The organism is Mesorhizobium sp. M7A.F.Ca.MR.362.00.0.0, assembly GCF_004023175.1.
Lineage (GTDB): Bacteria > Pseudomonadota > Alphaproteobacteria > Rhizobiales > Rhizobiaceae > Mesorhizobium.
In genome coordinates, this window is record NZ_RZTF01000015.1 from 14,609 (window position 1) to 37,471 (window position 22,863).

General features: G+C 57.7%; 20 protein-coding genes and 1 pseudogene. 3 read left to right on the forward strand and 18 right to left on the reverse strand.

Features of this window, described 5'->3' with window-relative positions:
• Positions 1-101, reverse strand: a pseudogene (locus tag EOC06_RS41635) (DNA-binding response regulator); the annotation flags it as partial.
• A 754-nt stretch (positions 102-855) separates the two neighbouring features.
• Between EOC06_RS41635 and EOC06_RS04025 the strand changes: the two are divergent.
• On the forward strand, positions 856-1,977 hold the full coding sequence (locus EOC06_RS04025; protein ID WP_063169274.1) for a DUF418 domain-containing protein: 1,122 nt from the start codon (positions 856-858) through the stop codon (positions 1,975-1,977).
• A 1,543-nt stretch (positions 1,978-3,520) separates the two neighbouring features.
• On the forward strand, positions 3,521-3,733 hold the full coding sequence (locus EOC06_RS04030; RefSeq protein ID WP_008874821.1) for a cold-shock protein: 213 nt from the start codon (positions 3,521-3,523) through the stop codon (positions 3,731-3,733).
• A gap of 228 nt (positions 3,734-3,961) precedes the next feature.
• On the opposite strand, the gene EOC06_RS04035 is transcribed toward EOC06_RS04030, so the two are convergent.
• From EOC06_RS04035 to EOC06_RS04060, 6 genes are all read right to left on the reverse strand, one after another.
• Positions 3,962-4,432 (reverse strand): MucR family transcriptional regulator, encoded by a 471-nt coding sequence (locus EOC06_RS04035; protein WP_024505385.1) that lies wholly within the window; start codon positions 4,430-4,432, stop codon positions 3,962-3,964.
• A gap of 894 nt (positions 4,433-5,326) precedes the next feature.
• Complete coding sequence (locus tag EOC06_RS04040; RefSeq protein WP_082826568.1) at positions 5,327-5,869, reverse strand: tetratricopeptide repeat protein; 543 nt, start codon at positions 5,867-5,869, stop codon at positions 5,327-5,329.
• A gap of 53 nt (positions 5,870-5,922) precedes the next feature.
• Entirely contained in the window at positions 5,923-7,986 is a 2,064-nt protein-coding gene (gene sctV / locus EOC06_RS04045; RefSeq protein ID WP_063169272.1) for a type III secretion system export apparatus subunit SctV, read from the reverse strand.
• A 232-nt stretch (positions 7,987-8,218) separates the two neighbouring features.
• Positions 8,219-9,109: a hypothetical protein gene (locus tag EOC06_RS04050; RefSeq protein WP_024505382.1), complete on the reverse strand. Its 891-nt coding sequence runs from the start codon at positions 9,107-9,109 to the stop codon at positions 8,219-8,221.
• A 117-nt stretch (positions 9,110-9,226) separates the two neighbouring features.
• On the reverse strand, positions 9,227-9,469 hold the full coding sequence (locus tag EOC06_RS41640) for a nodulation protein NopA (RefSeq protein WP_224570034.1): 243 nt from the start codon (positions 9,467-9,469) through the stop codon (positions 9,227-9,229).
• 71 nt (positions 9,470-9,540) lie between these two features.
• Complete coding sequence (locus tag EOC06_RS04060; protein ID WP_081714433.1) at positions 9,541-9,870, reverse strand: hypothetical protein; 330 nt, start codon at positions 9,868-9,870, stop codon at positions 9,541-9,543.
• 1,348 nt (positions 9,871-11,218) lie between these two features.
• Here EOC06_RS04060 and EOC06_RS04065 point away from each other — a divergent pair.
• Positions 11,219-13,333: a hypothetical protein gene (locus tag EOC06_RS04065; RefSeq protein WP_245456831.1), complete on the forward strand. Its 2,115-nt coding sequence runs from the start codon at positions 11,219-11,221 to the stop codon at positions 13,331-13,333.
• A gap of 525 nt (positions 13,334-13,858) precedes the next feature.
• Here the strand turns inward: EOC06_RS04065 and EOC06_RS04070 are convergent.
• The 11 genes from EOC06_RS04070 to sctJ all read right to left on the reverse strand — a co-directional run bounded on the left by EOC06_RS04070 (position 13,859) and on the right by sctJ (position 22,863).
• Complete coding sequence (locus tag EOC06_RS04070) at positions 13,859-14,662, reverse strand: hypothetical protein (protein ID WP_024505378.1); 804 nt, start codon at positions 14,660-14,662, stop codon at positions 13,859-13,861.
• A gap of 355 nt (positions 14,663-15,017) precedes the next feature.
• Entirely contained in the window at positions 15,018-16,055 is a 1,038-nt protein-coding gene (locus EOC06_RS04075) for an EscU/YscU/HrcU family type III secretion system export apparatus switch protein (protein WP_024505377.1), read from the reverse strand.
• Entirely contained in the window at positions 16,052-16,870 is an 819-nt protein-coding gene (gene sctT, locus EOC06_RS04080) for a type III secretion system export apparatus subunit SctT (protein WP_063169270.1), read from the reverse strand. Before sctT ends, EOC06_RS04075 begins: the two co-directional genes overlap by 4 nt.
• Before the next feature lie 8 nt (positions 16,871-16,878).
• The gene (locus EOC06_RS04085) at positions 16,879-17,154 is read right to left on the reverse strand and encodes an EscS/YscS/HrcS family type III secretion system export apparatus protein (RefSeq protein WP_024505375.1); all 276 of its coding nucleotides are present in this window, start codon (positions 17,152-17,154) and stop codon (positions 16,879-16,881) included.
• A gap of 2 nt (positions 17,155-17,156) precedes the next feature.
• The gene (gene sctR, locus EOC06_RS04090) at positions 17,157-17,822 is read right to left on the reverse strand and encodes a type III secretion system export apparatus subunit SctR (RefSeq protein ID WP_029354851.1); all 666 of its coding nucleotides are present in this window, start codon (positions 17,820-17,822) and stop codon (positions 17,157-17,159) included.
• Positions 17,815-18,843 (reverse strand): type III secretion system cytoplasmic ring protein SctQ, encoded by a 1,029-nt coding sequence (gene sctQ / locus EOC06_RS04095; protein WP_095769044.1) that lies wholly within the window; start codon positions 18,841-18,843, stop codon positions 17,815-17,817. The genes sctR and sctQ overlap by 8 nt, the downstream gene beginning before the upstream one ends.
• A gap of 89 nt (positions 18,844-18,932) precedes the next feature.
• Complete coding sequence (locus tag EOC06_RS04100) at positions 18,933-19,445, reverse strand: hypothetical protein (RefSeq protein ID WP_063169269.1); 513 nt, start codon at positions 19,443-19,445, stop codon at positions 18,933-18,935.
• Positions 19,421-20,779: a type III secretion system ATPase SctN gene (gene sctN / locus EOC06_RS04105; RefSeq protein WP_063169268.1), complete on the reverse strand. Its 1,359-nt coding sequence runs from the start codon at positions 20,777-20,779 to the stop codon at positions 19,421-19,423. The genes EOC06_RS04100 and sctN overlap by 25 nt, the downstream gene beginning before the upstream one ends.
• Positions 20,776-21,399: a type III secretion system stator protein SctL gene (gene sctL, locus EOC06_RS04110; RefSeq protein WP_024505371.1), complete on the reverse strand. Its 624-nt coding sequence runs from the start codon at positions 21,397-21,399 to the stop codon at positions 20,776-20,778. The genes sctN and sctL overlap by 4 nt, the downstream gene beginning before the upstream one ends.
• A complete protein-coding gene (locus EOC06_RS04115; RefSeq protein ID WP_306462320.1) occupies positions 21,396-22,034 on the reverse strand; it encodes a nodulation protein NolU in 639 nt (212 codons plus the stop codon). The genes sctL and EOC06_RS04115 overlap by 4 nt, the downstream gene beginning before the upstream one ends.
• Positions 22,027-22,863 carry a type III secretion system inner membrane ring lipoprotein SctJ gene (gene sctJ / locus EOC06_RS04120; RefSeq protein ID WP_272483026.1) on the reverse strand — a complete coding sequence of 279 codons (837 nt, stop codon included), beginning with the start codon at positions 22,861-22,863 and terminating at the stop codon, positions 22,027-22,029. Before sctJ ends, EOC06_RS04115 begins: the two co-directional genes overlap by 8 nt.

A 22,863-nucleotide genomic window follows, 5' to 3' on the forward strand; every position in this document is an offset into this window, starting at 1 on the left:
GACAGGTTCTTGGCCCAGTCGACCGCGTGGCCACCAGCCACCAAATGATCGTGCATAGCACTTCCAAGGTCCTTATCGTCTTCAGTGAGCAGTATTCGCATCATGCTGCCGAGCTCCGGTATGAGGGCAAGGCTCCCATCTTATTGGTCGAAGCTGACAATAGGCTGAACCGGCGGCAGCGAATTATTTGGGGAGCTTTCAGGCTGCTGTCAGCTACAACTTGCAAGAAAGGGGTCGTTAACAAAGCCAAACGAAGAGCCCCTATGAAACCCGTCCTGAACTCGGCACTTTTGCTCAATGTGACCCCCGGCGGCTGCATCAGCAAATTGATTTGGGAAACAGGCGCGCCGGTTCTAATGACCGACGCAGGCCGAGGTCTGGAGCTGGACCAGCGAACGGCGTCTTCGGTTTTTCAGGCAACAGCCACATGGAAGAATATGATTGGCTCGACCATGCGCCGAGCTTTGTCGAACGGATTGGTCGCGGGCGCACTACCACAGATTATGGCAGGTTTACGCCCTGGCCTTGACACCCGGGGTGATCGTCACCGGCGGAGCCGCGGCGTACTGATCGGATATCTAACGTCGCTGAGTCTCTCGTCGGTGCAGTGGATCTCTCGGCTTAGCCATCATGCAAAAAACGACGGTTCCGCGACACCACTTTTCAGGTCCGTGACACAGGCTTTGTGAGCCGATCTGTTGTTCTTACCCCAGGCTAATGGCTGAACAGCTCTGTCGCCGGCTCGATGCGCCAGATGGCGCGATGTTTTGAACCCTTTCACGAGGCGACGGCAGCAGCCGACCGGCTCTCCTATCGCGGCTCCCGCGATCCACACACCCAACAAGGGAATCTACCATGGTAATGAAGGCACCGGTTGCCGACGCTAGGAATGGGTCGGTAGTAGATCGGCTGGTCGGCATCGACCTCGCTCGGGGCCTGGCTGTCTTCGGGATGTATGCCGCCCATCTCGGTCCCGACCCCGGCGAAGGAGGACTAGTCGGGTTTCTGATGGAACTAACCCATGGGCGGCCGTCGGCCCTGTTTGCCGTATTGGCCGGTTTTTCAATCCTCCTGATTACAGGTCGCAAGGCGCCGAAGTCGGGGATAGCCGGTAGACAGGCCATCGCCAGAGTCGCAATTCGTGCCCTTGTTTTGCTCGCGCTTGGCTCAATCCTGGGCTGCCTCGGTACCCAGGTCGAAGTCATCCTAGAATACTACGGAATTTGCTTCTTGTTGGTATTGCCGCTCCATCGGCTCAGCGCATATCAGCTGGGCTTGATCGCTGCCGCTACGGCATTAGTTCTCCCGCAAGTCCGTTCCTCCCTTCTGTCGGTTGCCCCCAACCTCCTCGACCCGGTCTTCAACCTCATGGTCAACGGCTACTATCCCGCGGTGACCTGGGTTCCTTTCCTCATCGCTGGCATGGCCATCGCGCGCCTTAATCTTAATACGCTAGCAGCGCATTGGCGCCTTGGTCTGGCGGGGGTCGCGCTGGCCGTGTTGGGCCATGGGGGATCCTTGCTCGCGCTGAGTTCCCGCGCTTTGACTGAAACCTCCTTGTGGTGGTCTGACGTTGACGGCGCTTTTGAGCCTTCCAAGTCGTCATTTATAGTCAAGTCGTCATGGATAGCCGCACCTCATAGCGAAACGACGCTTTCGATCGTGGGCAGCACCGGTTGCGCAATGATCATCTTGGCGGCTTGCATGCTCGCTGTGGATGCGCTCCCGCGTCTGCGAAAGCTGGTCTGGCCAATAATCGCAGTCGGCTCGATGTCTTTGACGGCCTATGTGCTGCACATTGCGGGAATAGCCTATCTTATGAAGATAAACATTTTCAAAGACGAGAGCCTGTCCACGCTCTTTGGCTTCGTTGTGGTTATCAGCACTTTTGCGGTGCTTTGGCTGCGCATCTTCCAGCGAGGACCGATGGAAGTGCTGATGGGTAGGGTCGCAGATCTCGCGCGTCACATCCGCTGAGCACCGCCGCGCCCCGGCCTCCCGATCACATTACGGACAAGGTGGGGCTTTGTCCAAAGCTTGTTCGCGGCAGGGGAGGGTACTTCCTCCCAGCCTGCCGCCTTGTTGATGGAAGCTAAAACGGTCGCGCAGGCGCTAGAGTTGCATCGGCATAATCAGCTTAAACTCGCGAAGTTAAACCCGCGGTTGGTCTATCTCGGCCCGCCTCACCTGAAAGGCTAAGGTATCCGTTTCGGTCAAGGGTTTTAGGGGCCATTTTCGCTGCGCCTTGAGGAGAGCGTTTGCTAGGATGAGGAGCTTTCGCAACAAGATGATGACCTTTGCGGGTTTGCCTGCCGCCTTTAGCGCCTGGTATTTTGCCTTGAGGTCGGGGTTGAAGCGCAGGGCGAAGGGCCGGGCATGTAGAGGGCCTGGCGAACATTGGCCCGGCCGCCCCGGATGAAGGCGCGGCCGCTCCATTTTGCCGAGGCCGGCGAGGCTTGCGGCCTTTGGTTCCGAGTTCCGGCATGTCGATGGTGAGTGTGCAGGCGGTGGCATCCGATGCGCCATATGCTGGTCAGGATTTCGCGGCGCTGGACAGCGTCGGGATCGGCTTTCATGAGGGTAAGCATCGTCTGATCGATATCGCTGAGTTCACGTGGATCTGCTTCCAGCCACTCGTTGTTGTGGCGCCTGAGCAAGGCAAGCGGTCAAGGTCTGGCTCTGGTGCTGGCTGCGGTGCGATCCCCGCACGGGCCAGGTGCCGATCGTGTCGACGATCCACCTCGCCGCGACCAGAGAGCTGCTACTCTCTTCCGCTGTTCATTCTGGCCTCTTCGCAATGAATGTCATAAAATCACCTGTCGCAATTAATGGTTTTTGATTTGGCTCCTACAGCTGGCAGATATCGCCGAGAGTTCCGCAGAGAGCGTCGAAAGTTTTGGCCGCCTTCTTCCGCAGCCGCGCCTTGAGTTTTGAGCAGACCTGTCTTGATCGGGTTGAGATCGGGCGAGCATGGCGGCAGGATCAGGAGCCAGTGCCCCTTTGGCCAACCAGTGGGCGGCGCGTACCTTGCCGACAATCTGGGGTTCCGAACCCGACAGTTGGTTTTCAACCCGACAGTGGCCCGCCTCAGAGCAGGCTACCGCCCTTCGGAGCAGGCAGAAGCTAATCGAGGTTCGCGGGTTCCGGTTTGAATGTGCAGGTCGCTGCGCGCCTGATCTTTCGGTCTGGCGGCACATGACAAAAACTCTCATTTTGGCCGACGATACCCGGTCAGGAGCGGGTATCGCAGTCGAGAAGCGACCCGAGCACGTCCACAAGATGTGCCGAGTTTGCAAGGTGTGTCATTGTTTCTGTCAACGTTCGAGCGACAGCGCACGACGAAACGTCTGGCATACGCCTCGTCTGGCACGCGCCTCGCATATGTTGCAGTTGCTGCTGGAGATCAGGCGATCGAGTGGGCCTTGCAATTTTCCGATTTTGATGCGCCTAAAGTCTCGTGTACAAATCAGGCTGGCGTGAATGGCCTGCCTAAGTTGCGACTTATTACAAAGGAATGGATATGGCGACTGGAACGGTGAAGTGGTTCAACAGCACGAAGGGTTTTGGTTTTATTCAGCCTGACAACGGCGGTCAGGATGTCTTTGTCCACATTTCCGCTGTTGAACGAGCGGGCCTGTCGACCCTTAATGAGGGCCAGAAGATCAACTACGAGGTGGAACAGGATCGCCGCACGGGAAAGTCCTCTGCAGGCAGCCTCAGCAAGGCTGGCTAACGGTCCGGGAAAGCCTTGGCAAGGTTCGTCATCGCCGGAACGCATTGACGGCTCGAAACCCGGGCCGGAGCATGCAAGTTAATGCCGCGGCAGGGATTGCTGGAGCCATCATGAATTACTCTGGAAATGAGGCTCTTGGACGGGAAAGGCGGGGCTCATCCCCGCCCTTTGATTCCGCGCAGATTGGGCCAACGGCTGCTGCGCGTCCGAACGACTGTTGATACGGATTTAGGCTGCGACCTTCTTGCGGGTCCGTTTCGCCGGCGCCGTGGCTGGGGCTTCCGGCTCTTTCGGTTTGCGGCCGAGTCCCATGGTCTTGGCCAAGGCGGAGCGCGCAGCGGCGTAATTCGGCGCCACCATGGGATAATCCGACGGCAGACCCCATTTGGCGCGATATTCGTCTGGGGTCAGACCATAGTGCGTCGCCAGATGGCGCTTTAGCGATTTGAATTTCTTGCCGTCTTCAAGGCTAATGATGTAGTCCGGTTCGATCGACTTTTTGATCGGGACAGCAGGTTTTTTTACAGGCACAGGCTCTTCTGCCGGTATGAGTCCAGCCGTGCCGTTTAGAGCCCCGTGCACTTGGGCGATCAGGGCAGGAAGCTCCCCCGCCGGGACGGGGTTGTTGGAGACGTAGGCTGATACAACATCGGCAGTGAGCTCGATGAGGATGTCGGTCTTGTGGGGTTCTTCTGTCATAAACTTCTCCGGGCAGCTTGAAACACAGTTGGGCGAAGTGTCGCTTCATAGTGGCGGTTGCCGCTGAAAGCAAATGGATCGACGGGTGCGCTGCTCCTCCACCATTGAAGTCTCGGCGACGCATCCCGTCATCGTCCATCGCTAAAGGCAGCGTATTGAATTATGGGAGCGGTCGCGCCCGCCCCACCATAGCGATACAGCAAGACAATCAAAAAAGCCGGTCTTTGCTTGGCCCCAAATCTTTTCTCCTTTCGTGAACGCTGAGCTGCCAAGCTGCTACAGTTCACCTCGCGGGGCAACCGTGCACAACACAGGAGTTGCCCGAGCGATACATTCTTCACTTGCCGCTTATCAGCGCTGGTGATTGCACTTTGCAGCCTGCCTCCGGACCCGCAGCGCTCACGCTGTTGGTTTTGCGCCTGCAGGCGTCGGAAGTCGGATCGCCGCAGCTAATTTCCTCAGGCGGACGAATTCAACAAATCGATTGTTTGGATCGAAGGCATCCACACCATCGATGCCTCTAGAATATGATCCAGCTACAATCACCGTGCTGTAATGGCAGGGACGGCCAGCACAAGCGCGACACGATCCGGCGGGTCCATCGCTGCGTTACGTATTCATGGCTACTGCATCGGGCGCTCGGTCGACCGCCTTAAGCCAGGTCGCCGCATTGCGAGACGGTGACCGGCGAGGGAGAGGGCGCTCTGGCAACGAAGCGAGGCGGGTGGCCTTGCGGGTGGCCGCGTGATGTCATCCGGCTCTCCTGCCGATCTCTGCCGGCCAGATCTGGAGCAACTGTTTTGCATAGATATGGCTCTCTTCAGGGGGCCATCTATGATGGGAGCCGAGCGCGTGTTCGAGCCGGGGAACAGGCTGCGCATGCACTGTGCCCACCTATTGCGATCGTGCTAACCTTGGTTGTTCGGACTTGCCGTTAAAGGCAAGCGACAGATTGAAGTTATGCTGCACCATCTGATTGCCTGGCTCGTTTTCGAGAGCTCGCCGATACAGGGCCTGTGCCGCGTCATGCCGCCCCTCAATGTCCAAAATCACGCCCTTCGCATTCAATGCACGTACGTTTCCTGGGGCTGCAACCAAGACGCTGTCGAGCACCTCAACCGCTTCGTGCGGGCGCTTCTGGCCCACCAAGGCATTTGTAAGTCGTATCGCCGCATCAACATTGTCCGGGTGCTGCTTCACCTCATCCCGCAAAGCCCGCTCTTGAACATCCTGACCAACTTCGCGCAAAATGCGTTCGCGCATAGCCGGATCGATTTGATCGGCGCTGAGCAACTCGGGGGAAGATGTCTCCTGCACGGAAAGAGCCGGCTTTTGCCAGCTGGCGCAACCGCCCAAAGGCAGAATGGCGAGTACGGCAAAAAGAAGTGAGTTCCGGCGCAGAAACATAGGCGATGGAGAAACTGTATTACTATTCATGTTATCTCTCAGTTATCGGGGAGGCGCGTGGCGTTCAGTTAGGAAAGGTGGGACTACTCTAACAATCCGCTGTTCGATCCGTGCGGGAGTGTGACGGATCCTGCGGGGCGAATTGTAAAGTCGGAGGCGAGGTCTTGATAAGACAGCACGGCGAGATCAACCCCGTTTCGCGTCAGAAAGCCGCGGACGAAACGTCGGACATCCATCGACGTCAACAGAATAGGGCGGGTTTGACCCGGTTCTGCGTTCGAAAGGACCTGACGTATCTGTGATAGCATCGCTTCGCTTTGCCGATCCTCCAGTGCGAGATAGGGGCCTGCATCCGAATCTCGAACCGCGCCACGCATCACATCCTCGCTCTCGCGCTCGACGACCAGGGCGGACACGATGCCCTCCGTGTTGGCATGGCGGTGGCAGATCTGTCGCTTCAAACCAGAACGGACATATTCCGTCAGCAGGGCAACGTTCTGCTCACGCTCGCTCCATTCGGCCAATGCCTCCAACACGAGACGGGTGTGGCGGATTGGGATACCTTCCTCCAGGAGGCGGCGCAGAACATCGGCAATCCGAGGAATCGGCGTCGTGCGTAGCACCTCTTTCACAAGCTCAGAATATTCCTGCTCCATTCGGCCCAGGAAATGTCGGGTCTCTTGGATGCCCACCAATCGCGGTGCGTAGCGGGTCAACGCTGCATGGACGCGCAAGGCGAGGAGTTCGCCGGGAGCCCTATGCTCCGTGCCGGCGCCCGTAAGGGCCTTTGCAGGGGTATGTTCAACCGGGAGTCTGTCCGTTTTCGGCTCACGTCTAAGGGGGACACCGCTCGAGTCGACGTGCGCTACATCGGCTCGGAGCGCCATCTGGTTTGGATCTAAGGCGTCCTGTTCGACTGGCACGCCCTCGACATCAATTCGGAATTGCGATTCAGGCAGCTGCTCGTCAACCAAGACAGGGATGCGAGGAACGATAATGCCCAGATCGGCTGTGACCAGGAGCGAAACGCGCCCAATATGTTTTTGCAATTCGGCTTGATCGACCGCCTGCATAAGATCTGGCGCTAGAAAAAATGCGATCGGGAATTCCTTCGCAGGCGCGGCTTGCTTAGGCTCCGCTGCAGTTCCACCTTTCGCATCGGCAGTGCCGGCGCCCAGCACATCAGCCTTGACAATGCTTACCGCAGCGAACACTGCGGCCAGCATCAGAAAGACGGGGAGGGGAAACCCAGGAACGAACCCCATTACAACCAGGACGCCGGCCGCCAGTCGCAAGGCTCGAGTGCTGGCCGTGAGCTGACTGACCATTTCTGTACCGAGGTTGATCCTCGCCGTCCCAGTCACACGGGTGACGATGGTCGCCGCAGTAATGGAGAGCAGAAGGGCCGGAATCTGCGATATCAATGCATCGCCTATCGTCAGCAGAGTGTAGTGATGCAGTACCTCGCCGAAGGACATGCCCTTGGAGAGCAGGCCGATCGAAATTCCACCCAGCATGTTGATGCAGATAACCACCAGCCCGGCGATGGAATCGCCCTTCACAAATTTCATCGCGCCGTCCATCGCGCCATAGAGTTGGCTTTCCTTCTCCAATTCGGCGCGCCGCCGGCGGGATTCGTTGGCATCGATGTGGCCGTTGCGTAGCTCTGCGTCGACCGCCATTTGCTTGCCCGGCAGAGCATCCAGCGTGAAACGCGCCGCCACTTCTGCCACCCGTTCGGCACCCTTCGCGAGGACCATGAATTGCACCATGGTGACGACCAGAAATATGACGAAACCCACCACGATATTGCCTGAAATGACGAAATCGCCAAAAGTATGAATAATGCTGCCGGCCTCCCCCTCGGCCAGGATCAGTCGCGTCGTTGCGACCGTGAGCGCGAGACGGAATACAGTGGAAATCAAAATAACGCCGGGCAAAGAGGAAAAATCAAGTGGAGTACTGACATACAGGGCAACCATCATCAGCAGTATGGCCAACCCCATATTGAATCCTATCAGGGCGTCGACCACCACGACCGGGATAGGCATGACCATCATCGCGACAGCCAGAAGCAGCATCAACGCAACCATTAAATCCGGGCTGGCCGGCGCACGCTTGATGAAGTCACGCAGGACGTTGGCCATCGAGACACCTTTGCAATCGGTTGAGACTTACTCTGCTGTTACGCCATGAAACGTGGCTTTCGAACTCCGAAGGCGCCTCAGCCTTGGCCAGCGCGTGACCCTGCATGAGAGCCACAAGCAGGCGCGAAATGGCTGGGCAGCAAATGTTTCCAACGCAGCCAGCTTGTCAGCACCGAGCGCGACAGGATGTTTGGCTGGCCATAGAGTGCTGCTTGATGGGGCCTGCGAGCTTTCAATATTGGAGAGCAGCAATGCGGCCATTCCTGCTCAGCAGCACACGGCTGTCCTCAATACGTTCGACCACCCATCCATCAGCCAAAATGGCGCCGACAAAATACTTCTCGCTGTCGATGACAATATATGGTTGGACCCCATGCCACACAGCTTCGACCGCGATTGCGGATGGCGCCTTCTCCTCTTTGATGAGCACTCCGTTCACCAGTGTTAGAGTACCCTTGGTGCGACGATCGAACGATTGCTGAAGCTTCTGCCAACTGATGACCGATTCAGACGTGACGGTGCCTTCGGCGGTCACAACACCCTTTGCCGACCCAATCTTGACGTCGAGAAGACCCGCTCGATCGACTTCCTCCTGCAGCTCTTGGGCCGCTGCCTCCGTAAGTTCATTGTCAGCGCGGTGACTGATCGTTCTGGACGCGACTTCAGCCCGAAGTGAATTGGGGCTCGATCCACTTGCATTGCCAAGATAGGAGATCGTGCCTGAAAGCGCGCCGATCCCGAGTGAGCTGATTATGACCATGGCGAGCACACCGATCGGTAGGCGCGGTATGCCGGTCGAACCAGGCGGCTCTGCATCCTGCACGGACAAAGCAATGGACATCTCGCCTACGAGCAGGACGACAGGAAGGGGCACAACAACGGACTGGCCTGCGGCGATATTCCGGTTGCCCTCGATACTGAGTCCGGGTGCAAGCGCCTCCAGTTCGATCGACTTGCCAAGAAGAGTTACACGAAGGTGATGCGGTGCCAGTCCCTGCTCGACAAAGACCAAATCGGCATCGAAGCCGCTGCCGATTAAACACTTTTGAAGATCCGTCTTGCCGGTCAGACCGCAATAGTGCCCCGAACGCACTTCGAAACGGAGGGAAACGGCGTCATCCACAGAGCATCTCTCAAACAGGATAGAAGCCGCATGGCAATTGCCATGCGGCTCATTTCGGGACTACGTCGCGTCAATAAGGAGACGCGCTAGGGGGCAGTCTAAAACCCGCTTCCGACATTACGAAACGCGTTCGTCGGCGGCCTTCTTGATGGTCTGGAGATTGGTCGTTAGAGTGCGCAACTGGACACTCCTTTTCGTCGCCTCCAAGCTAACATTGGTTAGTTCCTGCACTTGCGCCTGAAAAGCAGTAGCATCAGCTCCGCTTGTATTGCCGGGAGTGCCACTGTTAGTTTTATCGGTATTGCCGGCGCTACTGGTATTGGTATTGCCTGATTTTTTATTATTATCAACTGCAGCCATGATCATTCCTTTTTCTGTTGGAGTTGTGCCGTCAATAACGGCCTGTATGACCTCACGCCGGATTTCCCGCGTCAGGCATCTTCTGTGTCATCCAAAGCTTCATCGGCCTCAGCCATCGCATCGTTCGCGAATTGGAACGCGAACGATCGCAGGATACTTTGGAAGGCTTCACTTTGTGCTGCAGACTGTGAGTTGTCTTGAAGTTGATCATTTGAAACGGTCCGGTTATCCGCCCGATCGTTCCCGCCAGCTGCCTTGCCATCATTCCCACCAGCTGGCTTGCCATCATTGCCATCAGCCGGCTTGCCATCACCAGAATGCTCGGATTTCGAATCCCCATGGCCCTTTCGGATCAAGGAAGTCCCGAGGTTGCCAACTCCACTCCCAATTGCTGCTATCATCAGGTACTCCGGCATTTGCCATTGGCGGCGACGTGTTAAAGGTTAGCCTCGATCAAGCTAAGGGCGGGAGCTTTCGAGAACCTGACGGCTTTTGACAAAAACCGGCCAGCGCAAAAACGTATGCTCTGCAGGATGTTGCTCTCGCATCGAACAGTCGACCACGATCTCGGCTGTTCGGCCAATCCCGCCGTCCACGCATGCCGCGACCGAATGGCAGCCGCAGCAGCTCGTTTGCATCCTCGATGCTGTGGTGTCGAACAGGAGACACGGTCCACGTGCTGCATGACCGCAATGACCGTATTCTTGCTGGCTCCACGGGCGCACGCAACGAGCAGGAACTCGGTCTTTGCATCACCATTCTCTCGCCTGCACATCACGGCCCGGCGCGGTGAGCTCATTGGCTTCGAGAAGGTCGGCGACCGTACGAACATGGGATGGTCTGCCGGCTTTGGGAGGCCGGTGCGGATCCTCTTCTCACCATATCGAAAGCTTGAAGCGGTCGGATTTTCTTGCCCTGTTCGTGAGAACTCCCATCGTCAGCTAATCGTCAGCCAAGCGGTCTATCTAGGCCGGCCGTGCCTGACCTTCGGATCCAAAGGTCCCGTCTCGACACTTTTTGTAACTATAGATCGAAATGGTCCGCGTGATACGCAACGCACACGCTTCTCTGAAGCAAATGTGTGACTTTGTCGGTGGCGAACGAGAGGAGTGACGCATCAATAAAATCGTCAGGCACGTGTCTAGGAAGGGGAGCTAGCCGAGTTGGTCTGATTTCATTCGCTGTTCCTGGAAATCGGCGGACTGAAGCGCTGATAATCTCAGGACATCGATGGCAACGTTGCGAAAGTCCTGTGAGCTCGGGCCAATCTTGGCCTGCTACTGAGAAGCACTTTGGCGGGAACATTACGCCGTCGCGGGTCTGGCTGACCGTGACGTTAACCGAAAGATGCCGCTGGTCTCGTCAGCCGCCAGCACAATAGCAGCACATTCTCGCCTACTACGGAGACGCAATATGAAGGGCATTGGCCGACCACGGAAATCGCAGGCTGAAACTGGAGCCAGCCGCGCGGGGCGGGCGAGCAGTTCCCTTTCGCAATCAAGTCTTGCTGCGGGAGAAGGTGGACAGTCATTCGATTCCGTTGTGGAGCAGATGCGCTCTGGGGACGCCGATAGGAGGCCCTCCTCCCTTCCAGTTGCGCGCGGTCCAGGCGATGCCCGCGAAAGTCTGCCAGGCGCCTCGATTGGCGAAGATCAAATCCTGAACACACCGCCACGTGGAGCCGCTGCGCCACCACGCGGAACCGTAGCGCCACGTGGCGCAGCCGCAAGGCGGCGCGGTTCTCCCTCCATGTCTGAGGGCGAAGCCATGGCGCCGGTCGGTAGCCAACTATCAACCGCGCAGGTGGAAGGCACCAGCTCATCGTCAAATGAAGATATCAGTCCGACACAGCTCAGAATGAACAGTCTTGTTCAACAACTGACTGATTGCGAGGCTGCGGCCAGGAAAACCGACGTCCCCGAGGAGGCGGTGGAGCTGATCAGTGGGGTCGTCGATGCAGCCTCAGCAATTCTGGAGTACCGCGCTAGCCTGCCTGCGGCTGAGGCGCAGACAATTATGCCAGACGACAAGGTGCGTAGATGTTGCCAGATCGTGTGCGACGCCGCGAATGAAGTAGACAAACTTGGCCTGTCGACGATCACGAAATTGGACAAAAAGACCAAGAAAGCGGCAGGTATGGTCGATAAACTCTACTCCTACTCCCAGGCGGACCGGCAGGAGCTGTTGATTTTAAATGTGGAGAACCACCATACGGCGGCAATTAAGTGGTGGGAAAAAAAGGCATGGCGCTCCGAACGGCAGCGATCCGCCTGCGCTGCCACCGCTAGCCTATCCAGTGGAACGCCCGTGATGCGGGAAGCCGAGCGGTGCGCACTGCGGCTGCGTGCCGGCTCGGTACTGAGTGTCAGGATCTGGCTGGTCCGTGAGCGGATCGGTCTTGCGCGGGCCAAGATTGAACTGCGGGCGAGCAGGTTCGAGCCAGATTTGAAGGAACTCCTCGTCGGTCGAAATGGAGTGGTGCAGCTGATGGCAAGCGCCGCTCAAGAAGCTCTTCGCGCCCTCTCTTTGGCGAAGGGCATAATGGATGATGGCAAAACACTCAACGCTCATGATTGCGCGGTTGTAGAAAAAATCATGGAGCGGCTTTCGGATTTTGGATTGGCGTTGCACGAGGTGCATACCAAGCTAAGCCATACCTACCCAGATGCCGGCCTCCCATTGAAACTGTTCGAACGGATCGTGGACGATGCATGGATCACTGCGCACGATGCCATGCACTTGTTGAACCTGCAGTCTCCGCCGTCAGCCATCATGGCGCCACAGGCCCAGGCGGGCGCTGCGATGCCGGCCAGGGCAGGCGCTGCGATACCGGCTGACACTGCTGGTACGGCTGCAGTGTCAGAAGGCACTACAGCGCGAAGGAAAGGGAAGTCAAAGCATAAGTCGGCAGCTCGCGCCGGGACTTCTGCCGCCGGGCAGCCATCAACACCAGTCGCTGCGAACGCCGGCACAGTGCCAGCAGCCAAGGTTCTCGCGCGCTCGGATCAAGTTGCGAGTACACAGGTGAGAGCGCAAGAGGTGGCTGCGAGTTCGTCGGGGGCAGGCTCGACAATCGGGGGCGCCGCGTTGTCAATGGAGGTATTGACGGAGCGGCTCAAACGATTGGACGAACTTTTGCAGTTCGATCTGGCCGGTCAGCAAAGCGTCGTCTCCCAAGTGCGCCAGATGAAGCCTGAGGAGGCCGGTAAGGTCGTGGACGATGTGGCCCAGTACCTGCGAGCCCAGGCCATTGAGATGCAAACCTGTCTCGCCGGGTTGCAGGGGCGTAATGTACGCCTGCTACTCACCTCCACCCAGCTACCCAAAGTGCACGAACGCACAGACCAGCTCAAAGGGTTGCTGAACATGGTGCTGGGACAGGCCAACGCATTGAATGAAGGAAAAGCCGGCATTACGACTGATTGCATGAAGACCTACGCATTTCCGGCGCAAAAATACCTGGAACATTTGTGCAATGCCGACGAATTGATGCCGCCGGAGGCACCGGTCGCGCTGCGTGGCGAGCCAGGAAAGCTGTTTGAGATGAAGCTGCAGCCCAAGATGCTGGTCAATGGTGCGATGCCGAGCCCGATGTGGGTGCACATCCACACGAGTCGCCCCGTCATGGCCAGAAACTTGGAAGGGCTGGCTGATTCCGAATTCACCGCTTGCCACGTTAAATCCAACGAACAGCGCGGCTACAATCGAGAGCGAGAGGAAGCCGATGCTAGGTCCGGTCGCGAGAAGGTCATAATTCATCGCGGCAAACTCACCCCCGCTTTCTGTAAGTCCTTGTTGACCTCAGGGCTTGGCCGCCAACCACGCCATTCGCGTGCCGAGCTCCCGTCGGCGCAGGCTGCATGACAGGGCACTCAGAATGCGGCCGGCCACGCTGTGAGTCAGCGAGCATTTCTCCTGGCCAAACCGCGAATGCCGCTGCGCGAGTTGCGGTCCGGCGATTGGAGTCGATCGGCTACCGTCAGGGCCGATTTGCGATGTCGCGTTACCGGCTGTTGACGTGGCGGCGTATCTTGCCTCCCATCCAACTTATCGCCGAGATCGCGCCGCCAAGATCGAGGCGGAAGGTCTTCCTGCGAGCGCGGAGCAGGCATAGCCGATCCGATCGGGATCGGCGCATCGCAACGACCCAACGGTGTGGTGGAGAAAATTGGATTCGGGAGAGCTCGGTTCCAAGAGGCGGAGTTCCGGCCCGAATACAATCCGCTCGCAAGCACCCACGATGCGCATCCGCAGTTTATTGTCTGGGAGATGGGCTGGATTGCTCGGCGGCGCTGGCGCTAAGGCGGGGCTGTCGCCGGACAATTAGCATTCACTGCCAACAGCCTTGCAACCGTCACCAGTTGCAAGGCTCGGCGGCGGGTCGACAAATCACATGAAATCGTCGTCGGACCCGCTATCGCTGCTGTCGCTATCCTCGGTTTTGTGGAGATAGAGTGGAGGTTTGCCTGCACGCTGCCACTCACCGGCACTGTTCTTCGTCCATTTGTCGGGATGCTGCGTAGGGTCAAGCACCAGGTCGCCATGATCCACTTCAACAAACCCCATCGTCTGCGCGCGCGCTTGTGCTTCCGGATTAGCCGCACGCCAATTCAGCAACGGTCGGTCGCCGTCTATCCGAAGTTGATGCTCCAGCAGAATATCGCCCGCATTTTCGACGAGCGGATGGGCGACTTGAAGATCCACTATGGAAGTGACCTCAGTTCGACCAGGAAATTGTTCCCGCCAACTTTCCGATTCGAACTCGTTCATGCTGAATCCGCCTTCCATTCTCAGCAGTCCGGCACTCCGGTCTCCCAATTGGTAACTGAAATATCGCGCGTGCTCCGTATCTCGACGGATGCCATATTGCTGAGCAACGTCCGCGGTGCGCCTGGCTCGTGACGATACGAACTCCGAATACTCTTGAGGATTGTCGGCGATGTGCGTGATTTCATCACCATGAAATTGCCTCACCTGTCTCCTGAAGGAAGTCCTGTTGATCTCCACCACAGGAGGTCGGGAATTGAGGGAGTATGCTTGGGGAGCCGCCGATGATGAGGCGCCGCTACCTTCCGATCCGGATAAGTGCATTCGGGCAAATGTGTCCGCGAACCCTTCGCTTCCTGCATCCGATTGCTCGCCGGCATTATGCGCGCGGTAACTATCGGATGAGCCACCAATTCGACCATACATGACGATTCGTACTCCTATGTTTCGCAACCGAGCTCAAGTTAGCACGGCTGTTCAACATAGGGCGCTTAGTTGACGACTAGCTGACGAGGGCATTCCAACGGCTGCACCAATCAAATCCGCACTGCCGGCCTCAAAACCTCGGACTGCGCCACGCACCGGCCAGCAGAGGCTGCAAGGTCATGCCCGGAGGACTTGCCGTAGTTGCTGGGTGGCAGATCCGAGGGGAGTGATTGCCCCAGGCCCGCGGTTGCGCGGTTGGCCTGACAGAGACACTGGGGCACGGATGGCCAGCCGACATTTGCCACTAGCATGGAGCCAGGTCAGTTTTGAACTGGGCAGTCGTGGACTTCCATGACTAGGCCAAGCCTGCGGCAAAGAATGCTTTCGCGACAGGCTGGAAATATTGCATAGGAACCGCGTGGCCGAGTTTTGTAGTGCCTATCAGCTGACGCGCTAAGACATGGTCATGGACGATCGTCAGGCGTAGTGCCCGCGCCTCGCTCAACACATGTGAAACGCGCTCACCTTCGGCACGGCAAACTAAGAACGGCACCCCGGTTTCACCGCGAACGTAACGCAGACCGATCAGGACCGCCCTTCCTGTTAAGACCAGCGTGGCGCGATGCACGCCAAGCGCAGGCTCGTCGGCCGCCTCCTCGCGGATGCGACGCTGTTCACCTTTCAACTCTGGCGCTCCTTGCTGATCCTTCGACTCGCGCGTCACTTCGGTATTGGTCATGCGCATTTCGCGCAGATACAACGCGCGCTGGAGCAGAAGATCGATCAGTCCGCCGACCAGCAGTGCGCCGGCGCCAATTCCCATCAGCAATTTTGTCTCCATAAAGATGAGGCCAACACAGCCCATGCCGCAGATCGGCAGAGGGACCATTGTCTTCCACATCCCGAGAAGGACAATGGAAAAGGTTGCGCTGAGAACCAATACCTTGAACATGGTCTTGCAGACTTCGACCATGGAACGAGCAGACCCCAAGCGCTTCAGCCCTTCAAAGGGGTCAATTTTCTTAAAGCTGAGCTTCATCGGCTCCAGAGAGAAGACAAATCCACCATTGGCTAGCAGGCTGGCCAAAATCACCGCGGCGACAAGGGTTCCAAGCAGCGGGCCAACAGCCGCGACTGTGAGTTGGACGAGCACAACCAATGCCTGCGGCACCGCGGTATCGAAAGGTAGGCTCTGCAACTTGGTGGCTAATAGGAGCGCTTCCCGGCATTTGTCCTCGATCACGCTGCCTCTTAGCCAAAGGTAGCCGAGCCCAGCGCAAGTCCCGACCGCGCGGACGAAATCGGAGCTACGTGGCAGCTGTCCTTTTTTGCGCGCTTCACTTAACTTCTTCGGGCTGGCGGCGTGTGTCTTCTCTTCACTTGTGTCGCTCATGGCAGCAATTTGTCGAACCACTCCAGCACGCCGTTGGCACGTGTGACCTCCAGTTTCATGCTCTCCACCAGATAGGCAGCGTAGGTGACCATGAGAACTGGAAAGACAATGTTCTTGATTGCCGGAGACAGTTGGCTCGCCTTAAATTGCGGGGCAAAGCGACGCAGCAGCATCATCGATATATCAATCAGTATCAGGAAGAACACGACAGGCCCCGAAACCAATAATGCCGTGCGCATTATGCTGTCGAGAAGCCCCAACAACTCCATTGCTCCTGGCCCGCTCAGTGTCGGGTGAAACTGATACACCGGCCAGATCAAGTAGCTGCGGTACAGGACACTGATCAAAGTTTCCAGGCCTCCTGATCCGACGAATATGGCAATCGCAGTGATCCCCAGAAAAACGCCCATCGCGGAAGCCTGACTGTTCGTCGCGGGATCGGCCGAAGCGGTCGGGCTGCTGATGCCGCGTTGGTTGTCGATAAGCTCCCCGGCAGCCTGAAGGCCCCAAAGCGGAATGCCAAGAAAAGTGCCAAGGAGTACACCGACAAAAACTTCCTTGAATCCGAGCAGGGTTAGCTGGATCAGGCGCGTATCAGGATCCAGCGCCGGCAATCCGCCGCTGACGTGTGCCAGGCATGGTAGTGCGAAGCCAACAGCCAAACAGCCCCGGATCAGCCCACTGATCTGCGAGCGTGTGAATACGGGAAAGATCAGCATGATGCCCATCGCGCGGGCTGCCCCAAGACCTGCCGCAACGACGAGTTCGAAAGCCGTCTGGATCAGAATTTGAATATCGGCCGATGGCGCGTCCATGGGGCGGACTAGTAGCTAAGTGTCATTGCGGGAAACTCGGTGAAGATCTGATCGGCTAGCTCTATGAGCGGGGCGCTTAGCACAGGAGCAAACAGCCCAATCACCGCGACAACGACCAGAAGCTTCACGGTGAGCGGCAAGCTTTCATCCTGGATCTGCGTCGCCGCCTGGAGGATGCCGATGACGAGGCCGACAACCACTGATGCAATGAGCGGCGGTAGAATCCAGATCATGAAAACCACCAGTGATTGGCTCATAAGAGTAATGATGCTGGATTCAGTGATGATCAGCCTCCCGGTAACGTATAACTCAGCACAAGCCCATGCATCAATTTTGACCAACCATCAATGGCAACAAACAAGAAGATCTTGAACGGGACAGATATAACAGTTGGTGAGACCATCGACATACCCATTGCCATCAAGATAGTTGTCACTATCAGATCTATAACAATAAAAGGCAGATAAAGTAGAAATCCTATCTCAAATCCGCGCTTCAATTCTGATAGCAAGAAAGATGGTACAAGTATTGCAAAGTCATCAGGCGTGGCTGCAGCGTGCATTTCCTCTGGCCAGACCTTTTCTGTCGAAGATAGGAAAAATCGCCGCTGCTCTTCATTTGTGAATTTCTTGAGATGCTCGCGCAAGGGCTCACTTCCGGCTTTAGCGGCGCTTACCCAGTCGTCGAATGTCTGATAGTGGAGCTTGGGATCCGACATGCGGTCATAGGTCTGCTCAGCAACGGGCGCACTAACGAACATAGTGAGGATCATCGCCGCGGCGTACAGCACCACATTGGGTGGTATGGTCTGGGTCCCGAGCGCATTGCGGACGAGGAAAAGAACAATTGATACCTTTACAAAGGCCGTTGTCGTGGCAACTGCTAAAACCAGCAGACCGAGTCCGGCGGTAACCGCAAGAAGCGCCAGGATTGTCGGCTGAGCTTCACTCATTGCATGCAAACCCGCCACGGAGCCTGATGCCCAGCTCTTCTCCGATGCGGACAATGTCGCCACGCCCGATACGCTGACCATTGGCCACTATGTCGACCGGGCCGTCGATCGGCCATCCAAGTTCAAAAATATGCCCTTCGCCGGCACTTCTTAATTCCCCAAGAGAAATAGGCCAGCGGCCGCATTCAAAGACAAGCACGATCTCGACATCGTCGAGATCCTTAGTAAGCTCCAGTTGCGATCCGGGTTGTGTCATATGCGCACTCTCCAAAGGACACGGTCGCGGGCGGAAAGGCCCCCGCAAGATTAATTCATCGCCGTCAAGATCCGCCTCGGCGCACAACTGGCCGACAGCTAGGGTGATCTGGCCGCGGCCGAACGGCGCAATATCGGGCAACAATGCATCACCGACACATGCGCTTCGAAGAAGCGCCGCAGGAAGGCGAAGCGTGCCGACCTCTCCTGCAACAATGAGCGGGAGCTCTGGAGGCAGCCCGCCCAGCTGCCGCGGCAACTGGGCAAGCAGTTCGCCTAGCGCGCGAAACGCAGGCGGTACTAAGCCGTCAAGTGGCGTGAACAGGAATAGACGGCCCTTGCCCTTGACCGCGCCGAAAATGATGTCGAGTTCAAGATGAGGAGCCAGCATCGTGGCTTCGCATACCCGCACGAGTTGCACGTTCAGACGCGTCGTCTCCTCCAGTCGAGTGACAAGCGGCTCCAGAGCGAGTTCGAGAATTAGCGAAGCAGTTGGCTCGGAAGGGAAGGCCAAGCCGTTCTGCACTGTCGTGATGAACTCCTCTACGAGCGGGCGCGACAGTGACAAGATGACCGTTTCGGCTCCCACTCTCCAGACGCAGTCAAGCATCGGAATGGCAGCAGGTTCCTGCTGCCAGACAAGCCCTGCCGTTCGCACCGATAGCGGCACCTCGTTGATCCGGCTTTGAAACGGCGTGCGCGGCGCTGCTGTATCATTGAGCCACGAGACAACCGTGTGGGACAGTTTCAGAACTGGTTCGAACATGGCGGGTGTGACCGCAGCGCCTATCAAAGACTGCACGGTCGTGTCATTCGGACGACCTCTTGCGACCGTCGGATCCGGTTGCGCGGCATTTAGGCAAGCGACCCCCTCGCATATTTCAGCAGTATCTCATCGTCGGCCTCGATCTCGGCTGCGGCCTCCGAATGAGTCTCGACGGCGCGCCGCACGTCGTCCTCGATTTGTTGCCATTTGTCCCTTGCCGCCGAACATATGACCCATAGCTCCCTCGTCCTGGACGCCGCCATCTCAGCCTCCTCTTGAGCGATTTGGGTATCATCAAGCATCTGCCGTCTGGAATTGATCTCAGCGGCAAGTTGTTCAGTGTGAAGGCGGTGACGGTCGAGCGCTGCGCTAGACAAGTTGTCGAGTGACATCAGATGCTGATAGAGCGCTGCTTCTTTTCTTGAACAATGTTGCTGTATCATTGCAAGCTCCCTAGAGGCATTTTGTACGGCTGAGGCGGCCACATCGCGCTGGGCTTCCTTCTTGGACAGCTCGCCAAGGGCACGACGCTCTTGCATTTCCTTCAGAAGCCGTATACTCGAAGACTGAATCCAGTTTACGCGGTCAGACGCGACATCCATGCGACCGTCTCCTCGAAATCTGACGCGTCATCTTCGCTCTGGCGCAGAAACTCCCTCAGTTCGTCGATTGACGCGACAGCCCGGTCAGTCAGGGGATCTCCACCTGGCTTGTATTCGCCAACATTGATCAAGAACTCGGTCTCGGCATAGCGCGACAGGAGCTCGCGGAAAATGGATGCTGCCTTGCGATGTGTCCCCGAAACGACTGCATCCATGACGCGGCTGCGACTCTGCAGCACATCAATAGCGGGGAAATGCGATCGCGCCGCAATAGCGCGTGAGAGGATGACATGGCCATCGAGAATACCACGCGATTCCTCGGCGATTGGATCACCCGTGCCATCACCCTCTACAAGCACCGTATAGAAGGCCGTGATTGAGCCCCGCTCACCCATGCCGGCGCGCTCGAGCAGGCCTGGCAGCATGCCAAAAACGGAAGGAGGAAAGCCCCGTCGCGTCGGCGGCTCACCCGCAGCAAGGCCTATTTCGCGCATAGCGCGGCAGAAGCGCGTCAGCGAATCCAGCATGAGAGCAACGCGTAGGCCTTGATCGCGGAAATATTCCGCGAGCGCAGTCGCCATTGGAGCGCATTGCGCACGCTCTACCGCCGAGCGGTCGGATGTTTCAACCACGACGACCGTACGGAGAAGGCCCTCTTCACCAAGATTCCTTTCGATGAATTCACGAACTTCCCGTCCACGTTCGCCTATGAGCGCCACTATGACGACGTCAGCGGCGGCACCCTTTACGATCTGTGACAACAGCGTCGACTTGCCACCACCTGGCTCGCCATAAATCCCGATCCGCTGGCCCTCGCCGCACGTCAGCAGACCATCGAGGACACGGACCCCAAGCGGGAATGGCCGCTCAATCATGCGCCTCGTCATCGGATTGGGGGCTCTGCCATGCAGGGGCCGAGTTTCGACGGTCTTGATTTCGCCTTTGCCGTCCAATGGGCGGCAACGACTGTCGATCACGCGACCGAGCAAATCGCCGCCGACGGGCACCTCACGCATTCGGCCAGTGGCCACGACCTCTGCGCGGCTGGATAGGCCCACCAAGTCCCCGATCGGTGTCAGCAATACACCATCACCCGACAGGCCGATCACCTCGGCCTCGAGCGACAGCCCGGTTCGCGGGTCCTCTAGGAGGCAAAGTTCCCCAATACGAGTGTCTGGCAAGACGGCATGAACCAGTGTGCCGATAGCCCGCGTGATCCGACCGCGCACCGCACGCGTGTCAATTCGCTTGGCCGCAGCCCTCAAAGACGAGATTGCTGGAACGAGAGCTCGAGTGTGGGCGTCAGCGTTATGTTCTGGGACGGGCTTTCTCATAGCTCGCCTTTCTCACAGAGCGTCCCGAAACCAAGGCGCAGCGCGCGCATCTGGGCGTCAAGTCCAAGGTCAACATTGCCGTACTCGCTCCACAGCACGCAGCGTTGCGGCGACAATGTCGGGTCGGGCTCGATCCGCACCCTTGGTCGACCATCCTGGCCGTCGCATCGAGCAAACTCTCGTGCAAGCATGTCGACTTGCATGGGAGAAACATGAAGGCAAACGTCGGCGCCGCTGTATTGACACTCTATGGCGTGACGAACAGCCCTCACCAATAGCTCGCCCGGATCGAAAGCGCCGATAAGATCGCTCAATATTTCCATCACGAGCTGCGGCAATTCCTGCTCCAGAGCCGCCTTTCGTCGCGCGATTTCGGAGATTGTCTCCGCAATCAACCCTGCCATCTCCTCGGTGCCTGCATTCGAGCCCTCCATGTGGCCGCGCGCCCACGCCCGCTGGTAAACCGCGCGTGCCCAGTTTCGAACGCGCTGCCGATGCCGTTCTGCCGCGGCAAGGGCTTGCGCGGCGCTGTGCCAGGTTTCGAGCTCGCTCGCGGGTATCAGTGGTCCGACTGGACGCATCTGCGGCGCTATTGGCCCCTCGGAAAGTTCGACTGTCATTTCACCGGGGTCTCTGTCTCAAAATGAGCTACTACAAGTGAAAGCAATTGGCCGGCGGCGGTCCAATGCTCATGTGCTGGAGTCTCCGCGGCAGTCCCCTCGGGCAATCGAAGAAGCACGCGGTTACGCTCGGTCGCTGAACTGTCCTGGAGCCAAGCTCCAAGACATGCGTGTCCATCGTATTCGATTTGCTGAGCGAGTTTTTCTGGGTCCGAGATCAGTCTTTTGTCAACAGCATGCAGCAGGTGTCGGATTCCGAATGCGTGTGCATCCACGCCGATGCGTTTAACAAGGATGGCAAGCTCAGGCTGAGAGACAAACGCGACCAGCGAACGGGCATGCCAGATACTACCAGCAAGAAGGGTCGCTCGATATGGATCATGCCCGCGTAGAAGGTCCGGCCTGCAGCCGATGTGGTTCAGATCCACGTCATCGTTGCCCAGCAATTCTGCCAGCCTTGGATGCAGTCTGGAACACTTCTGCAACTTCACTAACGTTTCGGCCGATAACGCTGGATCAAGACGCGCCGCAAGACGGGTTGGATGGGCCGAAGCCGCAAGCTCGCTCGCGCCCGGAAAGTGCGGACCATCAGGTCGGGCGGTCTGTATAGGCATTGGCAATGAGATGTCACCCACGTCCAATTGCAGGCATTCTTTTGCGAATGGCCTCGACAGCAGAAGCATCCCGGCGCCCCTCGACCTTGGAAACGCCGGTTGATTGCTTGCGCCGACGCGTAACAACGCCGATCAAGAGATAACAGGCCACGGCGAATACGGCTGCGGCAAAACCTGTTACGGTCGCCAGAAGTGGCGCAGGAAGAGGTAGTGATGCTTGTGGCAAAACAGCAGTCGGATCGGGCCGTTGCTCGTGTGCGGAACGTTCTACCGGCACCAAAACCACTTCCACCTTATCGTAGGACAGGCCTTCGATGCTGTCGGCTACAAGCATCTTTATCTTTGGCAGCAGAGCCGCGACATTTGTTTTTGCGTCGTGCCTGATAAACACCGAGGCCGAGGATGGCGTGGCACCGGCTCGCACAAGGTCGTTATGCGGCAGCACGACGTGAACACGTACAGAAAAAACGCCATCGATATCGCTGATCGTCCGCGACAACTCTTCGCTCAGGGCATACACGTAACGGGCACGCTCTTCGGTCGGCGAGGCAATCAGGCCTGATCCTTGGAATATCTCACCGAGGTTCTTGAAGGATTGGCGCGGCAGCCCCTTGGCGTTCAGAAGGTTGATTGAGAAGGCGAGCAGCTTTTCGTCAACCTGGATCGTGCTGGTTCCATCCTTGGCGACCACCCGGATCGCGGCGACCCCGTTGTCTTCAAGAAGTGCGAGCATTTCATTTGCCTCACGCTCTTGCAATTGCGTGTAGAGGTCGGCTTTGCAAGCAGTGAGGGCGACGAGAACTGGCAGCATGACAAGTCTAACCGACCGCCACCCTGACAGGCCACGCAT